The organism is Streptococcus sp. HMSC066F10, assembly GCF_001813805.1.
Taxonomy (GTDB): Bacteria; Bacillota; Bacilli; order Lactobacillales; family Streptococcaceae; genus Streptococcus; species Streptococcus vaginalis.
Genome location: NZ_KV814002.1, coordinates 70,779 through 94,236, shown reverse-complemented (window position 1 = coordinate 94,236; position 23,458 = coordinate 70,779). Strand labels below are relative to the sequence as shown.

Sequence of the window (23,458 nt, the reverse complement as noted above, 5' to 3'; positions counted from 1 at the left end):
TTTGAAGGAATTGAGTTTAAGCGGCAATGCCTTGAAGAATTTGGAAGGTGTGAATCAATTTAAAGCACTTGAAAATTTAGATGTATCTAAGAATAAGATCACAAGCGTGGCGATTAGTACCCCTAACAATACCATTACCTATATTGATCTTAGTCATAATTTTATTCCAAAGTTAGAACTGGAGTTAAATGAAAATCGAATTCCAAAAGCATTGGCTCAGCATTTCCCAGCCGTTAAGGGAGAAAGCATTGAAAACAATCCATTGAGAGAGGAAAAGAAAGAAGAAAAAGAGGTTTCTAAAAAAGAAGGTACTGCAAAGAAAGTAGATACCAGTGAAGCTAAATCGTCTCCAGTAGAGGAACAAACTGCTGACTCAATAGACAAGGGTTCTGAGACTAAAAAAGAAGAAAAAGTGCAGCCGGATTCGAGGAAAGGATTAGATGAAGAAGGAAATAAGGTAAACAATTCTGAGAAAGAATAAGTTCCGTCAGACTTGAAAGGGGCTGAAAATGAAACAAAATCAACAGCTGAAAAGACAACTTCGTCTAATGAGCAGGAGTCTGTCTCAAAACAATAATAAAATTTTATTTTGAATTTCCTGAAAAGGCTGTTCAATTGAGATTTTTAGATAAAAAATAGCCTGAAAATTGTTACCTAAAGGAACTTTTTCAGGCTTTATTGCTTTTAACTGAAGAAAAGTATTTTTTAACTTTCAGGCACTGTACAGATAACCATTTTCCGGATTTTAACGATTTTGATTTGTTCTACATCAACTTCTCCAAGCCCTTGACATACTCCCGATACCGCTTCTCTCAGTTTATAAATAGCTTCATAGATATGCTGGTAATGAATGTCATAAAAGTTCATAGAAAAGTTGATGAGAATGTGTTCTGCCTCTGGAAATAAGGCTTCGAGATAAGTCGAAAGGTGCTGGTCGGCTACGATAATGCTTGTTTCCTCGTGCGTCTGCAAATCCAAGGAGGTATTCAAAAAGTCAACACCAGATATTCGTGCAATAGCAGGTGGAATATGCATGGAGAAGGCATTCTTTAAAGTTGTCAAATCCGCATTGTTACTCGTAAAAATGTAAAGCGGAATAGGAGCCATGCGGGAATAAATCAGCTCTCGTAGCTGAATGCTCACATGATAAATGTGGTACTTGTAAACCTCGACTGTTAAGCCCATCTCTTGCATCCATTCTCTCACAAGCACCTTTAAAATCCGATAAAGTGGGTCGCACAGACCCCGATGGTCGTATTGAAAAATGTAGGAATTAGGCACCAAGCTTTGCAAATTGCAGAAAAAAGGCTTCAGAAAGAAAAGTATGACAATGCGAAAGGTCTGAGAATTCGTCATCTCCTCGCCAAACAAGTGTTGCAATTTCTGAATAAATGGAAGCAAAATCCCTTGATTGGTCACCATATCAACCGCTAAACGCTGGTCTTCATCGGACCATTTGTCTTTGAAAAAAGGATTGGGAGTCCGTACAATAAGCTAGAAAGAGATAATCATAGTCTGCTTGAGTAAATGTTATTTCTAACGCAGATTCCATGATGTTCTTGGTCAAGGACATCAGTTTTGGATAGATAAATAGTGTTTTGAGCCGAGTCAGTTCAGGAGATTCCGGAATATCCGCTGCAAAATCCTTTCGTTTCCACATTAAAACCATTAAAATGCAAAAGAAGCGACTTTCTTCTGTAGCTTCCTCAAAAGCTTCTATAGAGAGGTGAGCGTTGGAAGCGCTAATCAAGTCAAAAACAATCTCTAATTCTTTCTCTGTGATCGCATACAGATGAATGCCAAACTTGTACTCCAACAAAGCAATCAGAAATCGAATGCGGTATTCTGGCCCAATCACTTGGTATTTGTCTAAAGAAAGTCTAATTCCTTTTAGAAAATCCAAACACTTATCGCAGAGCCGATAACCCGTAGCTCGTGAGAGATATTCTTTTTGGATAAAACAGGCAAAACTTTCTTTTTCTTCCCGCAAGAAATAACACAAAAGACGAAGAAAAATAGAACCTTGATAAATCCGATGAAAACAGACTAGCGGATTGAGCTTTGTATAAATATCCAAATGAACCGTACGTCTAATGACTTGCAAACAGAACAAATCTTGAAATTCTTCCTTCAGCTCTGCCAAGTATTGATAAATGTTTTTCTCACTAAAACTGGTAATTTGTGTTTATCTGCTCAATCTCTAAAGTTTGAAATTCCAGCAAAATTTGTAACACTTCTGCCTTGTTTAAAATAACTTTTTCCAAATAGTAATCTAACATCGTTCCCCCTTATTTTTCAAAATTACCACAGAAGGAAAGGGATTGTCAAGCCGGATTTTAGGGCGAGTAGAAGCAAAGTAGAAGGTTAGAAGCTGCTTAGCTCTGAAAGAATAAGCTTTATTTGAACTTGTCTCAATTTGAGTGTTATTTTTCTGCTAAAATTGAGAAAATTAGGACTGAGATTCAAAATCTGACGATTACTAGCATATTGTGAAAAATTTTGTTAAGATAGAAAGTAATTAGGAGGAAATTATGGATTTAGTAGAAATTAGAAAAGAAATCGATCAAATAGATGCAGATTTGACTGCCTTACTAGAAAAAAGAATGGCTTTGGTGAGTCAAGTTGCTCTTTATAAACGTCAGACTGGAAAAGCTGTCTTGGATATCCAACGTGAACAAGTTATTCTAGAGAAAGTTGCAAATAGTGTACATGAAAAACAGTACAAAGAAACTATTGTTCAGACTTTTTCTGATATTTTGAAACATTCGCGTGCTTATCAAGACCAACACGTCAAATAATAAAGGAAGTTAAAATGAAACATTCGCGTGATATAGAATGGCTTGATAGTGGAAAGCGAGCAGTGGCTATTACAGTGTTATCCATTTTTATAGGTCTAGTAGTTGGGATTATTGATGTGATATTTGGGCGAACCCTTATCTTTTTAAGCGATATTCGTTCTATGTATCCACTCTATTTGATTCCTTTTTTAGCTGTTGCGGGATTAGGAATTGTATTTCTTTATCAAAAGTATGGTGGAAGCAGTAGCAAAGGGATGACCTTGATTTTTGATGTAGGACATGGTGTAGAGGAACATATCCCAAAGCGCTTGATTCCTTTGGTTATATTTACAACTTGGATGACGCACCTTTTTGGTGGCTCAGCTGGTCGAGAAGGAGTAGCAGTACAATTAGGAGCAACAGTTTCTCATTGGTTTGGCAAGAAATTTTCTATCCCCAACACTTCAAAAATCTTTTTAGTCGCAGGAATGGCTGCTGGTTTTGCTGGACTGTTTCAAACACCGCTGGCGGCAATTTTGTTTGCAATGGAAGTCTTGGTTGTAGGAACCATGCAACTGACGGCTCTGTATCCTGCAATGATTGCTTCCTTTGTTGCTTCTTGGACATCGCATGCGTTAGGGCTTGAAAAGTTTGTACAACCAATTTCTGTGCATCTGGTATTGTCACCGACGCTTCTTATCAAATTAGTGTTTCTTGGAGTTCTATTTGGACTTTGCGGCAATTTATTTGCTTATGCTCTCTCATGGAGCAAAAAGAAAGCAGCAATTATTTTTCCAAATTCCTACAAACGGATTGTCGTTATGGGAATATTTTTAAGTATTGTCTTTCTGCTGTTAGATAAAGGTCGCTACTCAGGGCTTGGAACAAATTTGATTGCAGCTAGTTTTGCTGGTCAGCCCGTCTATGTATATGATTGGCTCTTCAAATTACTTCTAACAGTTTTGACTTTATCAGCAGGTTTTCAAGGTGGAGAAGTAACACCGCTTTTTGCAATTGGGGCAAGTCTAGGCGTTCTACTGGCAGGTTTATTTGGTCTTCCAGTTAGCTTGGTTGCGGCGCTAGGCTATGCTGCAGTTTTCGGAAGTGCGACCTCTACTTTCTTAGGTCCGATTTTAATTGGCTGTGAAGTATTTGGCTTTACTAATTTCCCCTATTTTTTCATAGTGTGTTCGGTGGCGTTTTCTCTACATCGTCAGCATTCGATTTATGGAGCTCAAAAAATTCGATATTAAAGCATGTTCTCTTGCAAGGTTTTGACTTGTAGGAGATTTTTATTTTGTGTTATACTAGAAAAAGTAATATTAGAAAAGGGAAATCATGACAAAAGCAGATACTATTTTTAAAGAAAATATTCGAAAAATCTTGACTGAAGGTGTTTTTTCTGAAAATGCACGCCCTCGTTATAAAAACGGGAAAGTGGCTAACTCTAAGTATATTACAGGTTCTTTTGCTGAATACGACTTGAGCAAGGGAGAATTTCCTATTACAACGCTTCGGCCGATTGCTATCAAGTCAGCTATCAAAGAGGTGCTCTGGATTTACCAAGACCAATCCAATAGCTTAGATATTTTAGAAGAAAAGTACAATGTTCATTATTGGAATGATTGGGAAGTAGGAGATACTCGCACGATTGGCTTGCGTTATGGCGCTGTTGTTAAGAAACATGATATTATCAATAAAATCTTGAAACAGCTAGAAATCAATCCTTGGAATCGACGAAATATTATCTCACTTTGGGATTATGAAGCATTTGAAGAAACAGAAGGTCTACTACCGTGTGCCTTTCAGACCATGTTTGATGTACGTCGTGTAGACGGTGACATTTATCTGGATGCAACTCTGACACAACGCTCAAATGATATGCTGGTAGCTCATCACATCAATGCCATGCAGTATGTAGCATTGCAAATGATGATTGCCAAGCATTTTGGCTGGAAAGTTGGTAAATTCTTTTATTTTGTCAATAATTTGCACATTTATGATAATCAATTTGAACAGGCTGAAGAATTACTTCAACGTGAACCAACTAACTGTACGCCACGCTTGGTTTTAAATGTTCCAGACGGAACCAACTTTTTTGACATTAAAGCAGAAGATTTTGAATTAGTTGATTATATCCCTGTTAAGCCACAGTTGAAATTTGATTTAGCCATTTGAGAATGAATTGATTTTCAGATTTTCAAAATCTAAAAAATAAAGGGCTGTATCTAACTATTTTCACAAGACATCATAAAAGAACGGATTTCTTGTGCAATATAAATTAGTATTGATTTGATAGTTAAAGTCAGCCTTTTTTTGTGAAATTTGATAAAATAGAAATATCAATTCAAAGGATTAGGAAATGACAAAGAAAATTGTAGCTATTTGGGCGCAAGATGAGAATGGCTTGATTGGGCGAGACAACACATTGCCCTGGCATTTACCAGCTGATCTCAAGCATTTTAAAGAAATGACAACTGGACAGGCTATTTTAATGGGGCGAGTGACATTTGATGGGATGAACCGCAGAGTATTACCCAATCGCACGACAATTATTTTGACGAGAGACAAATCATATCAAGCAGAGAATGAGCAAGTTCTAGTGTTTCATGATGTTGATTCTGTCATGAAATGGTATGAGACTCAGGAAAAAACTCTTTATATTATTGGCGGTGGTCAGATTTTTTCTGCGTTCGAGCCCTTAATAGATGAATTAGTTATTACCCGTATTCATGCTCGTTTACAAGGAGATACCTATTTCCCGAAAGATTTTAATATGACGAAATTTCAGGAGCTGTCTCATCAGTTTCATGCCAAAGATGAAAAGAATGAGTATGACTTTACTGTCACAACCTTTCAGAGAAAGGAGTCGTAATGGAACGTAGTATTTTCGGATTTTTTACGGCTCTTTTATGTGTCGTTTGTGTTATGGCGGCAACGCAAGCTTTTCGTAAAAAACGGTATGGATTGTCAGTGCTCTTTTGGCTGAATGCTTTTACAAATTTGGTGAATAGTATTCATGCTTTTTATATGACCTTATTTAAATGAGAAAATAGAATAAACAACGAATAGAATTGGAGTGAAAAATGCCTACAAATCGTACGAATGAAATGATGGTTTATTGCTCTTTTTGTGGTAAAAGCCAAGAAGAAGTCCAAAAAATTATCGCAGGAAATAATGCCTTTATTTGTAATGAATGCGTGGAATTAGCGCAAGAAATCATCAGAGAGGAACTAGCAGAAGAAGTACTAGCGGACTTGTCAGAAGTGCCAAAACCGCAAGAACTACTCAATATTTTGAATCATTATGTGATTGGGCAAGATCGTGCTAAGCGAGCATTGGCTGTTGCTGTATACAATCACTATAAACGTATCAATTTTCACGATAATCGTGAAGAAGAGGATGATGTCGAATTACAAAAATCCAATATTCTTATGATTGGGCCAACTGGTTCTGGTAAGACTTTTCTTGCTCAAACCTTGGCGAAAAGTCTGAATGTTCCTTTTGCGATTGCAGATGCGACAGCTTTGACAGAAGCTGGGTATGTCGGAGAAGATGTTGAAAATATTCTCTTGAAACTCTTGCAAGCAGCAGATTTCAATATTGAGCGTGCAGAACGTGGTATCATCTATGTAGATGAGATTGACAAAATTGCGAAGAAAAGCGAAAACGTGTCTATTACTCGCGATGTGTCTGGTGAAGGCGTTCAGCAAGCGCTCCTCAAGATTATTGAAGGAACTGTAGCCAGCGTACCTCCGCAAGGCGGTCGCAAGCACCCTCAACAAGAAATGATTCAAGTAGATACCAAGAATATTCTCTTTATCGTTGGTGGTGCATTTGACAGTATTGAAGAAATTGTCAAACAACGTCTAGGCGAAAAAATTATCGGTTTTGGTCAAAATAATAAAGCCATTGATGAAACTGGTTCTTATATGCAAGAAATCATCTCTGAAGATATTCAAAAATTTGGTTTGATTCCGGAATTGATTGGTCGTTTGCCTGTGTTTGCAGCGCTTGAGCCTTTGACAGTTGATGATTTGGTGCGAATCCTGCGCGAACCAAAGAATGCTTTAGTGAAGCAATATCAGACTCTCCTTTCTTATGACGATGTTAAACTAGAGTTTGATGATGATGCTCTTCAGGAAATTGCTAACAAGGCCATTGAACGCAAGACAGGTGCGCGTGGATTACGTTCAATCATTGAGGAAACTATGATGGATGTTATGTTTGAAGTTCCAAGTCAAGAAAATGTGAAGCTGGTACGGATTACCAAGGAAGCAGTTGATGGAACGGATAAGCCGATTTTAGAAACAGCATAAAGAGGTGTGCAATGGAAATTAACACACACAATGCAGAAATTTTGCTAAGTGCAGCAAATAAATCTCATTATCCCCAAGATGAGATTCCTGAAATCGCTCTTGCTGGACGATCAAATGTTGGTAAATCTTCCTTTATCAATACATTGTTAAATCGAAAAAATCTAGCTCGAACTTCTGGCAAGCCAGGAAAAACGCAATTGCTGAATTTCTTCAATATTGATGACAAACTTCGTTTTGTGGATGTCCCAGGATATGGCTATGCTAAAGTTTCTAAGACAGAACGAGCGAAGTGGGGCAAGATGATTGAGGAATATCTGACGAGCAGGGAAAATCTCAGAGCAGTTGTCAGTCTAGTGGACTTTCGGCATGAGCCAAGTGCAGACGATGTACAAATGTACGAATTTCTTAAATATTATGAAATACCAGTCATTGTCGTAGCCACGAAAGCTGACAAAATTCCACGCGGCAAATGGAACAAGCACGAATCAGTCATTAAGAAAAAGTTGGATTTTGATAAAAATGATGATTTTATTGTTTTTTCATCTGTCAATAAAGATGGTTTAGATGCAGCTTGGGATGCGATTTTGGAAAAAATTTAGGAATTGAAGAAAAAACTGAGAATCATTGTACTGACCCCCAAAAGTTGGACAAGAAAAATCTAACTCTTGGGGGTCAGTACACATTTTCTCTGTTTTTTATAATGAATCTGTCACCAAATTGTAACTAAGGGCTGGAAATTTTATGTTATAATCAAAATATATTATACTGGAGAATAAGCTATGAGAAAGAAAAAATTGAAAAAAAGAATTTTAACAGTTCTAGCTTTGGCGGTCGCTGCTTTATTGGTTAGTGCAGTTTTGTCCAAGCAAGTTCACCCAGCTAGTGCCAATGATGAGACTTACCAACGTCCGTTAACTCAAACAGAGGTGTTCATTTCACAAATTGGTGAAACTGCTCGTCAATTGGGACAAGAAAATGATTTATATGCTTCGATTATGATCGCACAGGCCATTCTGGAAAGCAATTCTGGACGTTCTGCTTTATCAGCCGCTCCTCATCATAATTTATTTGGCATCAAAGGACAATATGCTGGGCAATCAGCAACAATGGCTACACTAGAAGATGATGGGCAAGGAAATACTTATAATGTCAATGCAGAATTTAGATCCTATCCAAGTTATGTTGAATCTTTACAAGACTATGTGACGATTTTAAAACATAGCCGCTACACTTATGCTTGGAAGAGTAATACGACCAGCTATATGAATGCAACTGCTGCTTTAACAGGTGTCTATGCAACGGATACAAGCTATAATGTTAAGTTGAACAATTTGATTCAACAATATAATTTGACACAATATGATGTACCAAATGTGCAAGCAACCAATGTTGCAACAACTAACAAAGTCTACAATCCTTATCGCCAACAATACACAACACAAGAAGTGTTAGATTTGGATGTTGCTTGGGCAAATCGTCATCAATAAATATTTTATTTGAAAGAAATTTAGTAGGAGAGAACGAAATTGTTCTTCTCCTTTTTATCTGGAATTCATCTAGCAAAAATTCTCCTATAAAAATAATTGTATCCGCTAACAAATCACAGAGAAGGCTAGATTATGATAAATATGATAAAATAGAACTAGTTTTGTATGAGAAAAGAGATTTCATGAAAGATTTATTGAAATATTTTAAGGGCTATATCAAGGAATCCTTGTTGGGTCCGCTTTTTAAATTGTTAGAAGCTAGTTTTGAACTATTGGTGCCAATTTTGATTGCAACAATTGTGGACCAAACAATCCCTAAAAAAGACAGTGCGCATCTTTATGCTATGATCTTTTTATTGGTTGTCCTTGCATCGTTTGGTGTTGTTGTGGCGATTATTGCTCAATATTATTCCTCAAAAGCAGCGGTAGGTTTTACACGTCAATTAACTAAAGATTTATATCAAAAAATCATGCGTTTGCCAAAAGCTAGTCGAGATAGCTTGACGACATCTAGTCTGGTCACTCGTTTAACAAGTGATACTTATCAAATTCAGACCGGTATCAATCAATTTCTTCGTCTTTTTTTGCGCGCGCCGATTATTGTTTTTGGCTCGATTATCATGGCATTTTTGATTAGTCCAAGTATTACACTGTGGTTCTTACTCATGGTTGTCATCCTAACGGGTATTATCTATATCATGTCACGCTTGGTAAATCCGCTGTACGCTAAAATTCGCCAGATTACAGATAAAATTGTCAATATGACACGCCAACAACTGCAAGGTATGCGTGTTATCCGTGCCTTTGGGCAAACAAATAAAGAAATCCATGAGTTTAGAGATACCAACGAAATCTATAAGACCTGGCAGATAAAAACAGGAGTTTGGTCTAGCTTGATTAGCCCGTTGACTTTTTTAGTGGTAAATAGCACTTTGGTCATGGTTATTTGGCATGGGAATCTAGCTATTGGACAGGATTTGCTGACGCAAGGGAAATTAGTCGCTTTAGTCAATTACCTTTTGCAAATTTTGATAGAACTGTTGAAATTAGCTATGCTCGTCACTTCTTTGAATCAAAGTTACATCAGCGCTGGACGAATTCAAGAGGTCTTTGAACAGGAAGAGGAAGATGTACTAGCAGAACTGCCAATACGGCATTCTATTGGTGCTCAGTCTATTTCTGCTGAAAATGTTACCTTTACCTATCCACAAGCTGCTAGTCCAGCCTTGGAAAATATTTCGTTTGACGTACTATCTGGTCAGACTTTGGGAGTGATTGGCGGAACAGGCTCAGGAAAATCAACTTTGGTGCAACTCTTGGCGCACTTGTATACGATTGATGCTGGTCAGTTGGTTATTTTTAAAAATGGCCGAAGTCCTAGAAACCTTGAAGAGTGGCGCACTTGGATGAGTTTGGTGCCACAAAAAGCAGAATTGTTCCGTGGAACTATTCGCTCGAATTTATTGCTGGGTTTGGAAGACAAGGTGACGGATGAACAACTTTGGTGGGCTCTTGATATTGCGCAGGCTAGTGACTTTGTACAGGAAAAAGAAGGTCAGCTAGATGCAGTAGTAGAAGCTTTTGGTCGGAATTTTTCCGGTGGTCAACGCCAACGGTTGACAATTGCGCACGCTATTTTACAAAAAGCACCTTTTCTGGTGCTGGATGATTCCACTTCGGCACTTGATTATTTAACAGAAGCTAAACTATTGCAAGCTATCAAAGAGCAGTTAAAGAACACGAGTTTGATTTTAATTTCACAGCGAACCAATAGCTTGTGTGCAGCTGATCAGATACTTGTCTTGGATAAAGGTCATCAGGTCGCTCTTGGTGCACATGAAGATTTGCTTCAAACGAGCGCTATTTATCGAGAAATTCATCTCTCACAACATAGTAAGGAGGAAAAGCATGAAAATGAGGTATTCTAAAAGTAGTTTAAAACGCCTTGCAAGTGATTTATTGCAGCAGCGCTGGCTTTTCCTACTAGCTACAATTGGAACGATTGTTCAGGTTGCCTTGACCATTTATTTGCCGATTTTGATTGGAAATGCAGTTGATAGTATTTTACTTTCCGATGCAAGTCAGCATTTGCTGCCAATTCTCTCGAAAATGGGGATGGTGATTGTTGCCAATACAGCGATTCAATGGCTCAATCCTTTAATCTATAATCAGTTGATTTATAGTTATAGTCAGAAACTTCGGGACGCAGTTATTCAAAAAATTCATCGACTTCCCTTAGCTTATCTTGATTGTCAAGGGAGTGGTGATTTAGTGAGTCGCTTGACGACGGATGTGGAGCAGTTAAATAATGGTCTGCTCATGGTTTTCAATCAGTTTTTTGTAGGCGTGTTAACTATTCTTATAACGATTGTGACAATGGCAAGGATTGACTTTTTCATGATGATGTTAGTCTTTCTTTTAACTCCCTTATCTATGCTGATTGCACGTTTTATAGCCCGTAAAAGCTACAAGCTGTTTCAAAAACAAACGACGACACGAGGGCTTCAGACACAGCTCATTGAAGAAAGTCTCTCTCAAGAAAGTTTGATTCAAAGTTTTAATGCCCAAGAGCAATTCATTACGGATTTTACAAAAGGCAATGAGAGCTATGCAGATTATTCTCAGGATGCTATCTTTTATTCCTCTACTGTCAATCCAGCGACTCGCTTCGTGAATGCTCTTATTTATGCTATTGTTGTTGGATTTGGTGCGGTTCGTATCATTAACGGCTCTAGTTTCACAGTTGGACAATTAGTGACATTCTTAAATTATGTCAACCAATACACCAAGCCTTTCAACGATATTTCGTCTGTTATGGCTGAATTACAAAGCGCCCTTGCTTGTGCAGAGCGCTTGTACATGATTTTAGATGAAAAAGAAGTTGTAGAAACTGGAAAAGAAGAACTCACGAGTGAAGCAGTACGGGGTGCGATTTGTTTTGAGCACGTCCGTTTTGGTTATGAAAAAGATAAACCTTTGATTCACGATTTAAACATGACCGTTCCAGCAGGAAGCAAAGTTGCTATTGTTGGACCAACTGGTGCTGGAAAATCCACTTTAATCAATCTCCTCATGCGTTTTTATAATGTAGATGCGGGTAAGATTAAGTTAGACGATAGAGATATTACAGATTATACCAGAGTCTCATTTCGCCAGCAGTTTGGTATGGTTTTACAAGAAACATGGCTGAAGACAGCGACGATTCATGAAAATATTGCTTTTGGGCGACCAGAGTCTAGCCGAGAAGAAGTAATTGCAGCAGCTAAAGCTGCTAATGCTCATTTCTTTATCCAGCAATTGCCGCATGGCTATGATACTTATCTAGCAGATGCAGGAGATTCTTTGTCACAAGGACAACGCCAGCTATTGACCATTGCGCGTGTTTTTCTAGCGGTTCCTAAAATCCTGATTTTGGATGAAGCAACCTCCTCTATTGATACGCGGACTGAAGTACTCATTCAAGAGGCTTTTAATAAGCTCATGGTAGGGCGAACCAGTTTTATCATTGCTCATCGCTTGTCTACCATTCAGAATGCAGATATCATTTTAGTGTTGGTTGACGGAGATATTGTGGAATATGGCAGTCATCAAGAGCTGATGCAAGCAAAAGGCGTTTATTACCAAATGCAGACAGCTCAAGGAAGTTTGGCTGTTTAAGATTGACTAGTAGAACAAACTTATAGCTGTTCTTTGCTGACTAGCTCTATTCCTGTCTTAGTCAAGCGGTAGATTTTCTGACAAACTTCTTTGAGAAAGGTGCGGTCGTGTGAAATGGTAATGACAGCTCCGTTATAATCTGTAAAAAGTTTTCGTACTTGTGGCTGCGAAGTAGGAGAAAAGTTACGTGTTGGCTCGTCTAATATCAAGACATTTGCTTGATCTAATACCATTTTTAGAAGCAGTAATTTAGCTTTTTGTCCACCAGATAGCTGGGAAATAGAATGTTGCACTTCATTACGCGTGAATTGCAGACTGGCTAGGTGGGTGAGGATTTTTTCTCGCTCAATAGCTTCTCCTGTGGATGTTAGAAAATCTATTGGAGAATCGACTTCGTTTAAACTATCAGGATAGATTTGAGGCATATACCCTAGCGTAATGCCTTTTTTCTTTTGCAATAGATTTCGAAGTTCTTTGATAAAAGTAGATTTTCCGACACCATTTTCACCAATAATCCCAATCTTTTCCTGCCCTAAGAGTTCAAAATTTATATTTTTGGCTAAGGTGCGTTCCCCTACCTTCAAATACATCTGTTTGAGAGTGACTACTCTTTTTGTAGATGGCAGAGGAGTAATAGTAGAAAATTGTAGATTGATAGCATCTGCCTGTGTTGGTAACTCTGTCATTTTAGTGGCTTCTCGATTAAAACGTTTTTCTTGTGAGAGAATATTTTTCATTTTTTTGGCTAGTAATCTACCAGCTGTGCTGTCATAAGTATGACGCAAGACATGCTCCACACTTTGTTTGACTCGCTGGTGTTTTGCCATTGCTTTTTGATATTCTTCTCGTTCTTTTTTTGCGTCTTTAGTTTGCTTTTCAAATGAGGTCTGTCTTTGCTGGCTGTAATTTTCATAATCAAGATTCCTAACAGTTGTTCTAGCTTCTTGCTTTTTCTTAACCAATTCCAAATGCACGATTTTTGTTGCTGCATGACTTAAAAGACTTTCATCATGTGAAACAAACATAACTGTTTGAGGTGTATTTTGAAGAAAATTTTCCAGCCAAATCAGAGTGTCTGTGTCTAAATCATTGGAGGGCTCATCTAAAAAGAGAATGTCCCAATTTGTAGAGAGGATTTTTAAAAGCTGTACTTTTAATGTTTCACCGCCAGATAGAGTCGCTAATGTTTGCTGACTAGTAAAACGTTCGCTATCAAAATGTAATTCTTGAGCAAAGCGGTAAAGTTTGCTGTAATCTAAGTCTACGTCCAAATCACCAAAGAAATAGTCGTTGAGGGAGAGCCTTCTTTCATTTTCAGGTAAAGTTTGCGGCAAATAAGCATAACAATTATAGCTTTTCTGAATCCCTCCCCTATAACTAACATAGTCTGAAACAAGTGTGTCATTCATAAGTAGCTTGAGAAGAGTAGATTTTCCATTCCCTTCTTCTCCGATAATACCGACTTTATCGCCTGCATTGACAGTAAGTGATAAATCATTGACTAAGTCTTTCAAATCTTTTAAATGGGTAATAGTTAAATGTCGAATTTGTAGCATATATATCTCCTTATGATGTTCATTGTCATTTTAGAGCTAAGAAAAACAGCCCTATTTACCTAGTAGAGCTGTTCTTGTTTTTGGATTGCCAACAAACATTGCAAAACGGAGTAGTTTGCAACGAATAGATTATCATTGAGAAGTTTGAAAAAAATTTCTTTTATGAAAAATAGGCAAGAGCATAACAAAAAATCTACTAGATAAAGTTTCCTTTAAGCAATAGATTTCTTGTACATAGACTCCTTACCTCCGAATTTTACTGATTTTAGTGTAGCAAAAAAGATATAAAATGTCAAAAGAGTACGAGATAAAAGTTTGTCACTAAGAATAAATGTAATGAAAGTGCAACTGTTGTGTTATTAAGTTTTCTTCTAAAAAGTAAACGAGTCTGGAACATTTTTGTACCAGACTCGAAGTCATATTACACGTTCAAGACTTTATCTAGGAAGTCTTTGAGGCGTGGGTGCTGCGGATTATCAAAGATTTGGTCGGGTTTACCGTCTTCTAAAAACTCTCCGTCAGCCGTAAAGATAACACGGTTTGCCACTTGGCGAGCAAATCCCATTTCATGAGTTACGATAATCATAGTCATGCCTTGCTTGGCCAATTCTTTCATAACATTGAGAACATCTCCAACCATTTCGGGATCAAGAGCAGAAGTAGGTTCGTCAAAGAGCATAATATCAGGATTCATAGCAAGTCCCCGTGCAATTGCAACACGTTGTTTTTGTCCACCTGAGAGGCTATCTGGCATGGCATCAGCTTTATCAGAGAGACCGACTTTTTCTAATAATTCCATACCAAGTTTATCTGCTTCAGCTTGTGTCATTCGCTTGTGCTCGACAGGAGCAAAGGTGATATTTTCCAAAACTGTCATGTGAGGGAAGAGATTGAAGTGTTGGAAAACCATACCAATATTTTCACGAACTAAGTCGACATCTGTTTTTTTATCGGTTAAGTCGAAACCGTCCACGGTAATAGATCCACTTGTAACTTCTTCCAGCAGGTTGAGACTGCGAAGAAAGGTTGATTTTCCCGAACCTGAAGGTCCGATGATACAAACGACATCCCCTTCATAGAATTTGGTTGTGATTCCTTTTAGAACTTCATTTTCTCCGTAGTATTTATGTAAATCATTGACAGCAATTTTTAATTTAGCCATTATTGAATCCTCTTTTCTAAGCGTTTTGCAAGTCTCGTTAAAAGAGTGATGATAATCAAGTAAAAGACTGCTAGGATAGCATACATTTTGAAGCTTTGATAGTTACGAGCAATGATGATTTTACCCGTTTGGAAAAGTTCGACGAGACCGATAGCAGAGACGATTGTAGTATCTTTCAAAGCGATAACAAACTGATTGACGAAGTTTGGTAACATGATTTTTGTCGCTTGCGGCAAAATAATCTTTCTCATGGTTTTTGAGTAAGAAATACCAAGACTTCGACTGGCTTCCATTTGTCCAGCTGGAACAGCTTGAATTCCACCACGGACGATTTCTGCAATATAAGCGCCAGCGTTGAGAGAAAGAGCAATTGTACCAGCCACAAAATCGTTAATCGGACTTTGGTGCCCTGTCATTGATTCAATGAGATTTGGAATGCCCCAGAAGATAAAGGCTGCGAGAATCATAAGCGGGATTCCACGAATGACATCCACGAAGATTTCTGAGATAATGCGGAGGGCTTTGACGGGACTCACGCTAAACATACCAAAGATGATTCCGATGACCATAGCGATTGCAAATGACAGAAGCGCGAGTGCCAAAGTAATTCCAAGACCACTTAACAATTGCTTGTAGTTATTTTGGAGGAGCCCCCAAATGGTTGTTTCATCAACTGTACTGTCTGAAGAGCCAGTATTTGAGTTTGATTTTTTTAAATACTTATCAAGAATTTTTTGATACTGACCATTTTTCTTGATATTTGCTAAACCATTATTAAACATTTGGATCAATTCAGGATTACTACCCTTTTTTACGGCAAAAGCAGTATCTCCAATAGGAGTTCCTTTGATTGGTGTTTTCAGTTTTTGGCCTTGGCTAATGGAGTATTTAACAACAGGTTCGTCATCCATAACGGCATCCACAGAGCTAGAGTTTAAGCTATCATACATTGAAGAAGCATCAGCGAATGTTTTGATTTTGTAATCATATTTGCTTTGATTTTTTGTTAAGAAAGTTTGTGAAGCAGTTCCGTTTTTAACCCCGATTGTTTTACCTTTCAAGTCTTTATAAGAAGCAATTGTACTTGATCCTTTGACAGCAAGGATTGCGTTTGCTGTGTAATAAGGCTCTGAGAAATCAAAGGTTTCTTTACGAGCGTCTGTCACAGACATCCCTGCAATCATTCCGTCAGCTTGTCCAGATTGTACAGCATTTAAAGCGGCATCAAATCCGGGATTTGTAATTTCAATCGTGAAACCTTGGTCTTTGGCGATAGCTTTTATCAAATCCATGTCAATCCCAGTATATTTGTTATTACTATCCTGAAAAACGAATGGTGCAAAGGAAGAGTCACTCGCAATGGTATATGTTGATTTTACGGGAGTAGCTTTTTGACCAGCAGGAGTAGTGGTTTCTGGAGTAGAACTAGTTGTTTTCGTGGCTGTAGAACTTGTCCATTTTGTGATAATTTTCTCAAGAGAACCATCTTTTTTCATTTGAGCAAGCGCTTCGTTAAATTCTGTTACCAGATATTCATACTTGCTTCCCTTTTTGACACCAAAAGCAAAACTACCAACAGCTTCTCCTTTTATAGAGATTTTTAAATTTTGGCCTTGTTTAATAGCATACTCAATGACTGGTTGGTCGTCCATCATGGCGTCAATTGAACCAGAATTCAAGCTGTTGTAAGTCAAATCAGTTGTGTCAAATGTTTTGATAGTAAATTTGTATTTGTTTTTGATTTTTTCTAGAAAGCGTTGAGAGGCAGTTCCGTTTTTAACCCCAACAGTTTTTCCTTTTAATTGTGAATAACTACTGATTGTATTGGCTTTAGTCGTTGCGATGACAACTTTTGTATCATAATAAGTATCAGACATGGTGAAGACTTTTTCACGGTCTTTAGTTTTTGTCATTCCAGCCATGATAGCATCTGCCTGACCAGATTGAACAGCATTGACTGCTGCATCAAATCCAGGGAAAGTCATATTGATGTCCCAACCTTTTAGTTCAGCAACTTTATTGATGATATCTACATCAATACCTTTATAAGTTTGATCGGAATCTTTAAATTCAAAAGGTGCGTAAGCTGTATCAGATACCACTTTGATTGTATCGGCATGAATGGCTGTTACTGCAAAGAGTGGTAGTAAAGCTAACAAAAAAGTTATAATTTTTTTCTTCATGAGTCTCTCCTTTAAAGAATATTTTTAAATTATACCAGAAATATCTTCGAAAGGCAAATATTTCGCGTTTTTATGTTAGATTTTATAACATGGATGAAAATTTCTTTTTTGATTTGCGTAAAATAAATATGATATAATAATAAAAAATAGAAAGGGAATTTTATGTTTAAATCTCGTATGCTTGATAATGTGAAACAGTCCCGTTACATTCCGCCTATTTGGTTGGCCGTTATCCTCTCGATTGTTTTTGTTTATGGATGTGAAATTGTCGGTGGGCTTGCATTGGTTCCAATTTCGATACTGCTGGGTCTTGTGCTTGGCCTTGTTCATTCTGGGGCGGGCTTTGTAATTATACAAGAACTGATATCACATTATATGATTTTCATCCAACTCTTCTTCTTTTCCTTTATTTCTTTGGCTCTCTTTCTTTGGGTGAAATGCGTTGAAAAAAGACCTTTTTCAAGTCTTGGTTTTTTTAAGGAAAATTGGTTTAAAGAACTAACAAAAGGATTTTTGATTGGAGCGGCACAGTTTTCTCTCATAGTTGTCTTGCTTTTGCTGACAGGTCTAGGTAGGTTAGAACTCAACCATCTTAGTTTGGAGCCCTTGCTCTTTATCATCGCCTTGATTCCGTTTTGGATTTTACAAGGAGGAACAGAAGAATTGGTGACGCGTGGTTGGCTATTTCCTACAGTTACTGCCAAGTCAAATATTTTAGTCGGTATCTTAATTTCTGCTGGTCTATTTGGTGCTCTCCATTTATTGAATCCCGGTGTAACGCTTCTTTCGATTATCAACATTATTCTTGATGGTATTTTCGCTTGTTTTTACATGCTAAAAACGGACAATATGTGGGGTCTGGCTGGTATCCACGGGGCTTGGAATTTTGTTCAAGGTAATATTTATGGTATTCAGGTCAGCGGTCAGGGAGCAGAAGCTTCCGTCTTTGCCTATAATACGAAATCTAGTGTTGATTGGCTTTCGGGTGGGGCTTTTGGAGCAGAAGGTTCTATTTTTACCAGTCTGGTGTTAATTCTCAGTATTGCCTATCTGTATTGGTCTCTTAAAAAAGAAGAAAAATTGCCTACAGCATTGCAATTTAGAAAATCAAATCTCACTTAGTTTTACTAGGTGAGATTCTTTATATCCTAAGTCAGTGATATTTTAAGAATTGTGATAAAATAAGAGAAGATTGTATAGAGGAAAAGAATAATGATAAATAGAATTACGGACAATAAATTTAAATTAGTTTCCAAGTATGAGCCTTCAGGAGATCAACCACAGGCGATTGAGCAATTAGTGGATAATATAGAGGGTGGTGAGAAAGCTCAGATTCTCATGGGAGCGACAGGAACTGGGAAGACCTACACTATGAGTCAGGTCATCCAAAAGGTCAATAAACCGACCCTAGTTATCGCTCATAATAAAACCCTGGCTGGTCAGCTCTATGGTGAGTTTAAGGAGTTTTTTCCTGACAATGCGGTTGAATACTTCGTGTCTTACTATGACTATTACCAACCGGAAGCCTATGTGCCTTCTAGTGATACCTATATTGAGAAGGACAGCTCGGTCAATGATGAGATTGACAAACTTCGTCACTCAGCAACCTCGGCTCTCTTGGAGCGCAACGATGTGATTGTTGTGGCATCAGTCAGCTGCATTTATGGTTTGGGCTCGCCTAAGGAATACTCCGATAGCGTGGTCAGTCTGCGACCTGGTTTAGAGATTTCACGGGATCAACTTCTCAATGATTTGGTTGATATTCAATTTGAGCGCAATGATATTGACTTTCAGCGGGGAAAATTTCGTGTGCGTGGCGATGTTGTGGAAATCTTCCCAGCTTCTCGCGATGAACATGCCTTTCGGGTGGAATTTTTCGGTGATGAAATTGACCGCATTCGAGAAGTGGAAGTATTGACAGGTCAAGTGTTGGGCGAAGTAGACCATTTAGCTATTTTTCCTGCCACTCACTTTATGACCAATGACGAAAATATGGAGATTGCTATTGGCAAGATTCAAGCGGAATTAGAAGATCAGCTAGGCTTTTTTGAAAGAGAAGGGAAGCTTTTAGAAGCTCAGCGGTTGAAGCAAAGAACGGACTATGATATTGAAATGCTGCGCGAAATGGGCTACACGAATGGTGTAGAGAATTATTCTCGCCACATGGACGGACGGAGTGAAGGTGAGCCACCTTACACTTTATTAGATTTCTTTCCTGATGATTTTTTAATCATGGTAGACGAAAGTCATATGACGATGGGGCAGATTAAAGGGATGTACAATGGTGACCGCTCGCGGAAGGAAATGCTGGTCAATTATGGTTTCCGCCTGCCGTCTGCCTTGGACAATCGTCCGCTGCGTCGGGAAGAATTTGAAAGTCATGTGCACCAGATTGTTTACGTGTCTGCTACACCAGGGGATTATGAGCGAGAGCAGACGGATACAGTAATTGAGCAAATTATTCGACCAACTGGACTGCTGGATCCAGAAGTTGAAGTGCGTCCGACTATGGGGCAAATAGATGATCTTTTAGGGGAAATCAACGTACGTACTGAAAAGAATGAGCGGACTTTTATCACGACGTTGACTAAAAAGATGGCAGAAGATCTGACGGATTACTTTAAAGAAATGGGTGTCAAGGTCAAGTACATGCACTCAGACATCAAGACTTTGGAGCGTACCGAGATTATCCGAGACCTGCGCTTGGGTGTTTTTGACGTTCTGGTTGGGATTAACCTGCTACGCGAGGGAATTGACGTTCCTGAAGTAAGCTTGGTTGCCATTCTCGATGCCGATAAGGAAGGTTTCCTACGTAACGAACGTGGCTTAATCCAGACCATTGGTCGCGCTGCCCGTAATAGTGAAGGCCACGTCATCATGTATGCTGACACGATCACAGATTCCATGCAAAAAGCTATGGATGAAACCGCCCGTCGTCGTCAGATTCAAATGGCTTATAATGAAGAACATGGTATTGTACCGCAAACAATCCAGAAAGAAATCCGTGACCTAATCAGTGTGACAAAATCTGCTCTACCAGACAAGGAAGAAGTGGTAGATATTGAAAGTCTTAACAAGCAGGAACGTAAAGATATGATTAAGAAACTAGAGGGACAAATGCAAGAAGCGGCTGGTCTTTTGGATTTCGAACTTGCCGCTCAAATTCGCGATATGATTTTGGAGATTAAGGCGGTGGATTAGAAAGATAAACAAAGCAAAAAGGGAAGAAGAATGCGTTACATTCTCTTACTCCGTGGCATCAATGTCGGTGGAAAAAACAAGGTCATTGTGTCTGACCTGAAGGTCGATTTGGCGGAGCTGAGCTTTGATAATCCGGTTTCCTACATCAACAGTGGCGCTCTCTTTTTTGACAGTCAGGAGCACGAGGAGAAGATTAGGGAGATTCTGACGGCTTATTTCAGTCAATCCTATGACTTTCCAATCCCTTTTGTCCTGCTCAGCTCTGCTATTCTTCAAGAAGAAGTGGCAAAACTGCCTGCTTGGTGGCAGGATGAGGCAGCTTATCGGCGCGATGTCCTCTTTTTCCTGCCAGAGGCTAATCGCGAGCAGATAGAGGTAGAAGCGGGGAACTGGGCAAATGACAGGGATCTGCTGCATTTCGGTCAGACAGCCTTTTTTTACAGAAATAGCGACCAGGCTGACTATCTCAAGTCTAACTACCACAAGAAGCTACTCAAATCTAGCTTTTACAAGTCTTTGACTATTCGCAATGGGAAAACCTTTCAGAAAATTTTGGAGTTGGCAGATACTAGTTAAAGAGGCATTATTTTGTTTTTTTGGAAAACTAATAATAAATTGTTAATGAATATATATGTTTGAATAAAGAGAAAGAATTTTTACTTTTATTTCTATCATGCTGAAAACATTCAATAGATAGGAAAATTTATGATTGAATTTAAGGATGTTACAAAAGTGTACGATGACAAGATAGCGTTGAATCATCTGAATTTAACGCTTCAGAGTGGAGAAATTGTAGGATTAATTGGACACAATGGTGCTGGAAAATCAACAACGATTAAATCATTGGTTAGTGTGATTAATCCAACGCATGGTCAGATTTTTGTGGATGGCAAGGAATTAGCAGCTAATCGGTTGGAAATCAAGAAGAAAATTGGTTATGTAGCTGATTCGCCGGACTTGTTTTTACGCCTGACGGCAAATGAATTCTGGGAATTGGTTGGAACTTCTTATGATATGAGTCTTTCAGATTATGAGAAACGTTTAACAGAGCTACTGGAATTATTTGATTTTACAGCTCATCGCTATGAAGTTATTGAATCGTTTTCACATGGAATGCGACAAAAAGTGTTTATCATTGGTGCTCTTTTGTCTGATCCAGATATCTGGGTGTTGGATGAGCCTTTAACTGGTTTGGATCCGCAGGCGGCTTTTGACCTCAAACAAATGATGCGAGAGCATGCAGATAAAGGAAATACTGTTTTGTTCTCAACCCATGTTTTAGAAGTGGCAGAGCAATTGTGTGACCGTATTGCCATTCTCAAAAAGGGAGAATTGTTGTTTTACGGTACGATTGAGGAATTGAAAAGTCAACATCCTGAAAAATCCTTAGAAAGTATTTACCTCAGTTTGGCAGGTCGTAGAGAAGAGGTGAGTCCTGATGCGTCTTAAAGCGATTCGCTCCCTCATTCATGCAAATATCATTTATACGACGCAATCAACTAGGCTTTCTAGTTATCGTAAAAAACAGCAAAAAAATCCAAAGAAAAAAGGAAATGTTGCTAGAAATCTAGTGATGAACTATCTCTATGCTGGAATTTTGTATGCTTGTATATTTGGTGTACAGGGTGCTTTTTTACCGCTTGCTCAGAATCCAGGGCTATTTTCGAATTTTGTCAGCGTCTTTTATCTTTTCATCTTTGCACAGGGATTTCTTTCCTTTTACAATGTTTTTTATGAAAGTAAAGACTTGCAAGCTTACCGACCTTATGCCTTTAGTGAGAGCGAAATTATGGTTGGGAAAGGATTTTCTGTTCTTTTAACTACTTTAATGGGAGTGTTTCCCATTGTTATTTACTTTATTGGTTTGCAAATGCAATCAGGTCAACCAATCTGGCTTGCAATCCCTATTCTGCTTATTTCGTTAGGAATACTATTTTCGACACTTATTTTCCTTCTTTTAGTTGGTGTTCATTTTATTACGAAAACGACTATTTTTAGGAAATATAAAAAGCTTGCCTCTAATATTTTACTGGCTCTTGCTACAATAATGGCTTTTGGTGCGATTTTATTGGTGAATTTGCAAAATAACTCTAACGTTAAAAACGCAATATTGCAAGATCAACCTGCTTATTTTCCGCCAATGACGGTTTTTCATGCTTTCAGTATGCAACCTTTTGCTTTGAATTCCTTGCTTGGAATGGGAATATGGATAGTCGTAGCTGTTATATTATTTATAATTGTTAAGCGAAAGGTTTTACCAGAATTTTATGAAGCTGCAATGACCACAACAGCAACGGTCAATAGACAAAAACGAACGAAAATTTTTAAGATGAATGGACTTAGGAACTTTCCGCAGTTTGTGTTGCGCTATCAATTAAACCTAATCAGTGATGGCTCCGTCTTATTACAAACTCTTTTGATGCCTAGTGTGTCACCTTATTTTATTCTAATTCCGTTAATGGCTAGTTTTATGCAGAATAGTGAAATGATTTCTCCTTATTTGACAACAAGATTTGCTTTTCCACTGATGTTGATAGCAACATTTGTAGCAAGTTTAAATACGGGTGGAGCAAATTTAACAGGAATTGGCATTTCACTTGAACGTGAAAATTATGATTATTTGAAAGTATTACCCTTTGACATGGCACGTTATCTTAAACTTAAGTTTTGGAATTTATTTGTCCTTCAATCCATTTTACCATTCATTTTATTGACAATTTTTTCCTTTATTGTCGGCGTGCAACCAGTTGCTATTGTCTTGATGATTATAGCTTGGACATTGACCTGCTTAGCATGGAGTGCTTGGGGATATCATCGTGACAAACGCCTACAAGTTACTAACTGGTCGAATGTGACGGAATTATTTAATCGTGAAAATAATTTACTAAAGATGATTTTGGGCATTGTTGCTATGATTATTTACATAATCATTATTGCAATGAGCGCTTATTTCATTTTGGTATCACCAGATTTAGTGGGCTATTTGTTAGCAGGTACTTTTCTGATTGCTCTTGCAATGATGGCATTTTTACTGACAAATCATTATTTGAAAAAAGTTCAAGCTGAAGTAGAAAATTAAGCTGAAAGTTTTTGAATATTTATTATGTTTTTATTGC

General features: G+C 38.1%; 22 protein-coding genes. 17 read left to right on the top strand and 5 right to left on the bottom strand.

Annotation, left to right across the window (positions count from 1 at the left end):
- The first annotated feature begins 1 nt into the window (after position 1).
- A complete protein-coding gene (locus tag HMPREF2933_RS10490; RefSeq protein WP_024052288.1) occupies positions 2-481 on the top strand; it encodes a hypothetical protein in 480 nt (159 codons plus the stop codon).
- Between the two features lie 224 nt (positions 482-705).
- Here the strand turns inward: HMPREF2933_RS10490 and HMPREF2933_RS10485 are convergent, their stop codons facing one another.
- The gene (locus HMPREF2933_RS10485) at positions 706-1,206 is read right to left on the bottom strand and encodes a hypothetical protein (protein WP_224783955.1); all 501 of its coding nucleotides are present in this window, start codon (positions 1,204-1,206) and stop codon (positions 706-708) included.
- A 42-nt stretch (positions 1,207-1,248) separates the two neighbouring features.
- Between HMPREF2933_RS10485 and HMPREF2933_RS10480 the strand changes: the two genes are divergently transcribed.
- Positions 1,249-1,434, top strand: a complete 186-nt coding sequence (locus HMPREF2933_RS10480; protein WP_191620755.1) for a hypothetical protein — start codon at positions 1,249-1,251, stop codon at positions 1,432-1,434.
- A 10-nt stretch (positions 1,435-1,444) separates the two neighbouring features.
- Here the strand turns inward: HMPREF2933_RS10480 and HMPREF2933_RS10475 are convergent, their stop codons facing one another.
- Positions 1,445-2,143: a helix-turn-helix domain-containing protein gene (locus HMPREF2933_RS10475; protein WP_224783956.1), complete on the bottom strand. Its 699-nt coding sequence runs from the start codon at positions 2,141-2,143 to the stop codon at positions 1,445-1,447.
- Between the two features lie 388 nt (positions 2,144-2,531).
- Between HMPREF2933_RS10475 and HMPREF2933_RS09430 the strand changes: the two genes are divergently transcribed.
- From HMPREF2933_RS09430 to HMPREF2933_RS09390, 10 genes are all read left to right on the top strand, one after another.
- Positions 2,532-2,798 carry a chorismate mutase gene (locus tag HMPREF2933_RS09430; protein ID WP_024052284.1) on the top strand — a complete coding sequence of 89 codons (267 nt, stop codon included), beginning with the start codon at positions 2,532-2,534 and terminating at the stop codon, positions 2,796-2,798.
- Positions 2,799-2,812: 14 nt separating this feature from the next.
- Positions 2,813-4,030, top strand: coding sequence for a voltage-gated chloride channel family protein (locus HMPREF2933_RS09425; RefSeq protein WP_024052283.1), 1,218 nt, complete (start codon positions 2,813-2,815; stop codon positions 4,028-4,030).
- 85 nt (positions 4,031-4,115) lie between these two features.
- A complete protein-coding gene (locus HMPREF2933_RS09420) occupies positions 4,116-4,955 on the top strand; it encodes a thymidylate synthase (protein WP_024052282.1) in 840 nt (279 codons plus the stop codon).
- Positions 4,956-5,139: 184 nt separating this feature from the next.
- Entirely contained in the window at positions 5,140-5,652 is a 513-nt protein-coding gene (locus HMPREF2933_RS09415; RefSeq protein WP_024052281.1) for a dihydrofolate reductase, read from the top strand.
- Positions 5,652-5,825: a hypothetical protein gene (locus HMPREF2933_RS10035; protein ID WP_003024903.1), complete on the top strand. Its 174-nt coding sequence runs from the start codon at positions 5,652-5,654 to the stop codon at positions 5,823-5,825. The genes HMPREF2933_RS09415 and HMPREF2933_RS10035 overlap by 1 nt, the downstream gene beginning before the upstream one ends.
- Before the next feature lie 38 nt (positions 5,826-5,863).
- Positions 5,864-7,096, top strand: coding sequence for an ATP-dependent Clp protease ATP-binding subunit ClpX (clpX, locus tag HMPREF2933_RS09410; protein WP_024052280.1), 1,233 nt, complete (start codon positions 5,864-5,866; stop codon positions 7,094-7,096).
- Positions 7,097-7,107: 11 nt separating this feature from the next.
- Positions 7,108-7,695 carry a ribosome biogenesis GTP-binding protein YihA/YsxC gene (yihA, locus tag HMPREF2933_RS09405; RefSeq protein WP_024052279.1) on the top strand — a complete coding sequence of 196 codons (588 nt, stop codon included), beginning with the start codon at positions 7,108-7,110 and terminating at the stop codon, positions 7,693-7,695.
- 180 nt (positions 7,696-7,875) lie between these two features.
- The gene (locus HMPREF2933_RS09400; RefSeq protein WP_003024892.1) at positions 7,876-8,583 is read left to right on the top strand and encodes a glucosaminidase domain-containing protein; all 708 of its coding nucleotides are present in this window, start codon (positions 7,876-7,878) and stop codon (positions 8,581-8,583) included.
- 182 nt (positions 8,584-8,765) lie between these two features.
- Entirely contained in the window at positions 8,766-10,511 is a 1,746-nt protein-coding gene (locus HMPREF2933_RS09395; protein WP_042754049.1) for an ABC transporter ATP-binding protein, read from the top strand.
- Positions 10,492-12,240 (top strand): ABC transporter ATP-binding protein, encoded by a 1,749-nt coding sequence (locus tag HMPREF2933_RS09390; RefSeq protein WP_024052277.1) that lies wholly within the window; start codon positions 10,492-10,494, stop codon positions 12,238-12,240. The genes HMPREF2933_RS09395 and HMPREF2933_RS09390 overlap by 20 nt, the downstream gene beginning before the upstream one ends.
- Positions 12,241-12,260: 20 nt before the next feature.
- Here the strand turns inward: HMPREF2933_RS09390 and HMPREF2933_RS09385 are convergent, their stop codons facing one another.
- The 3 genes from HMPREF2933_RS09385 to HMPREF2933_RS09375 form a co-directional block, all read right to left on the bottom strand.
- Positions 12,261-13,796: an ATP-binding cassette domain-containing protein gene (locus HMPREF2933_RS09385; RefSeq protein WP_070241652.1), complete on the bottom strand. Its 1,536-nt coding sequence runs from the start codon at positions 13,794-13,796 to the stop codon at positions 12,261-12,263.
- A 421-nt stretch (positions 13,797-14,217) separates the two neighbouring features.
- The gene (locus HMPREF2933_RS09380) at positions 14,218-14,958 is read right to left on the bottom strand and encodes an amino acid ABC transporter ATP-binding protein (protein ID WP_070241651.1); all 741 of its coding nucleotides are present in this window, start codon (positions 14,956-14,958) and stop codon (positions 14,218-14,220) included.
- Positions 14,958-17,141, bottom strand: coding sequence for an ABC transporter substrate-binding protein/permease (locus HMPREF2933_RS09375; protein ID WP_070241650.1), 2,184 nt, complete (start codon positions 17,139-17,141; stop codon positions 14,958-14,960). Before HMPREF2933_RS09375 ends, HMPREF2933_RS09380 begins: the two co-directional genes overlap by 1 nt.
- A 162-nt stretch (positions 17,142-17,303) precedes the next feature.
- On the opposite strand from HMPREF2933_RS09375, the gene HMPREF2933_RS09370 reads away from it, so the two are divergent.
- From HMPREF2933_RS09370 to HMPREF2933_RS09350, 5 genes are all read left to right on the top strand, one after another.
- A complete protein-coding gene (locus tag HMPREF2933_RS09370; RefSeq protein WP_070241649.1) occupies positions 17,304-18,263 on the top strand; it encodes a CPBP family intramembrane glutamic endopeptidase in 960 nt (319 codons plus the stop codon).
- Between the two features lie 90 nt (positions 18,264-18,353).
- Positions 18,354-20,342, top strand: a complete 1,989-nt coding sequence (gene uvrB, locus HMPREF2933_RS09365; protein ID WP_024052272.1) for an excinuclease ABC subunit UvrB — start codon at positions 18,354-18,356, stop codon at positions 20,340-20,342.
- 30 nt (positions 20,343-20,372) lie between these two features.
- Positions 20,373-20,918: a DUF1697 domain-containing protein gene (locus HMPREF2933_RS09360; RefSeq protein ID WP_070241648.1), complete on the top strand. Its 546-nt coding sequence runs from the start codon at positions 20,373-20,375 to the stop codon at positions 20,916-20,918.
- 129 nt (positions 20,919-21,047) lie between these two features.
- A complete protein-coding gene (locus HMPREF2933_RS09355; RefSeq protein ID WP_070241647.1) occupies positions 21,048-21,791 on the top strand; it encodes an ABC transporter ATP-binding protein in 744 nt (247 codons plus the stop codon).
- The gene (locus tag HMPREF2933_RS09350) at positions 21,781-23,421 is read left to right on the top strand and encodes a hypothetical protein (RefSeq protein WP_070241646.1); all 1,641 of its coding nucleotides are present in this window, start codon (positions 21,781-21,783) and stop codon (positions 23,419-23,421) included. The genes HMPREF2933_RS09355 and HMPREF2933_RS09350 overlap by 11 nt, the downstream gene beginning before the upstream one ends.
- The last annotated feature ends 37 nt before the right edge of the window (positions 23,422-23,458 follow it).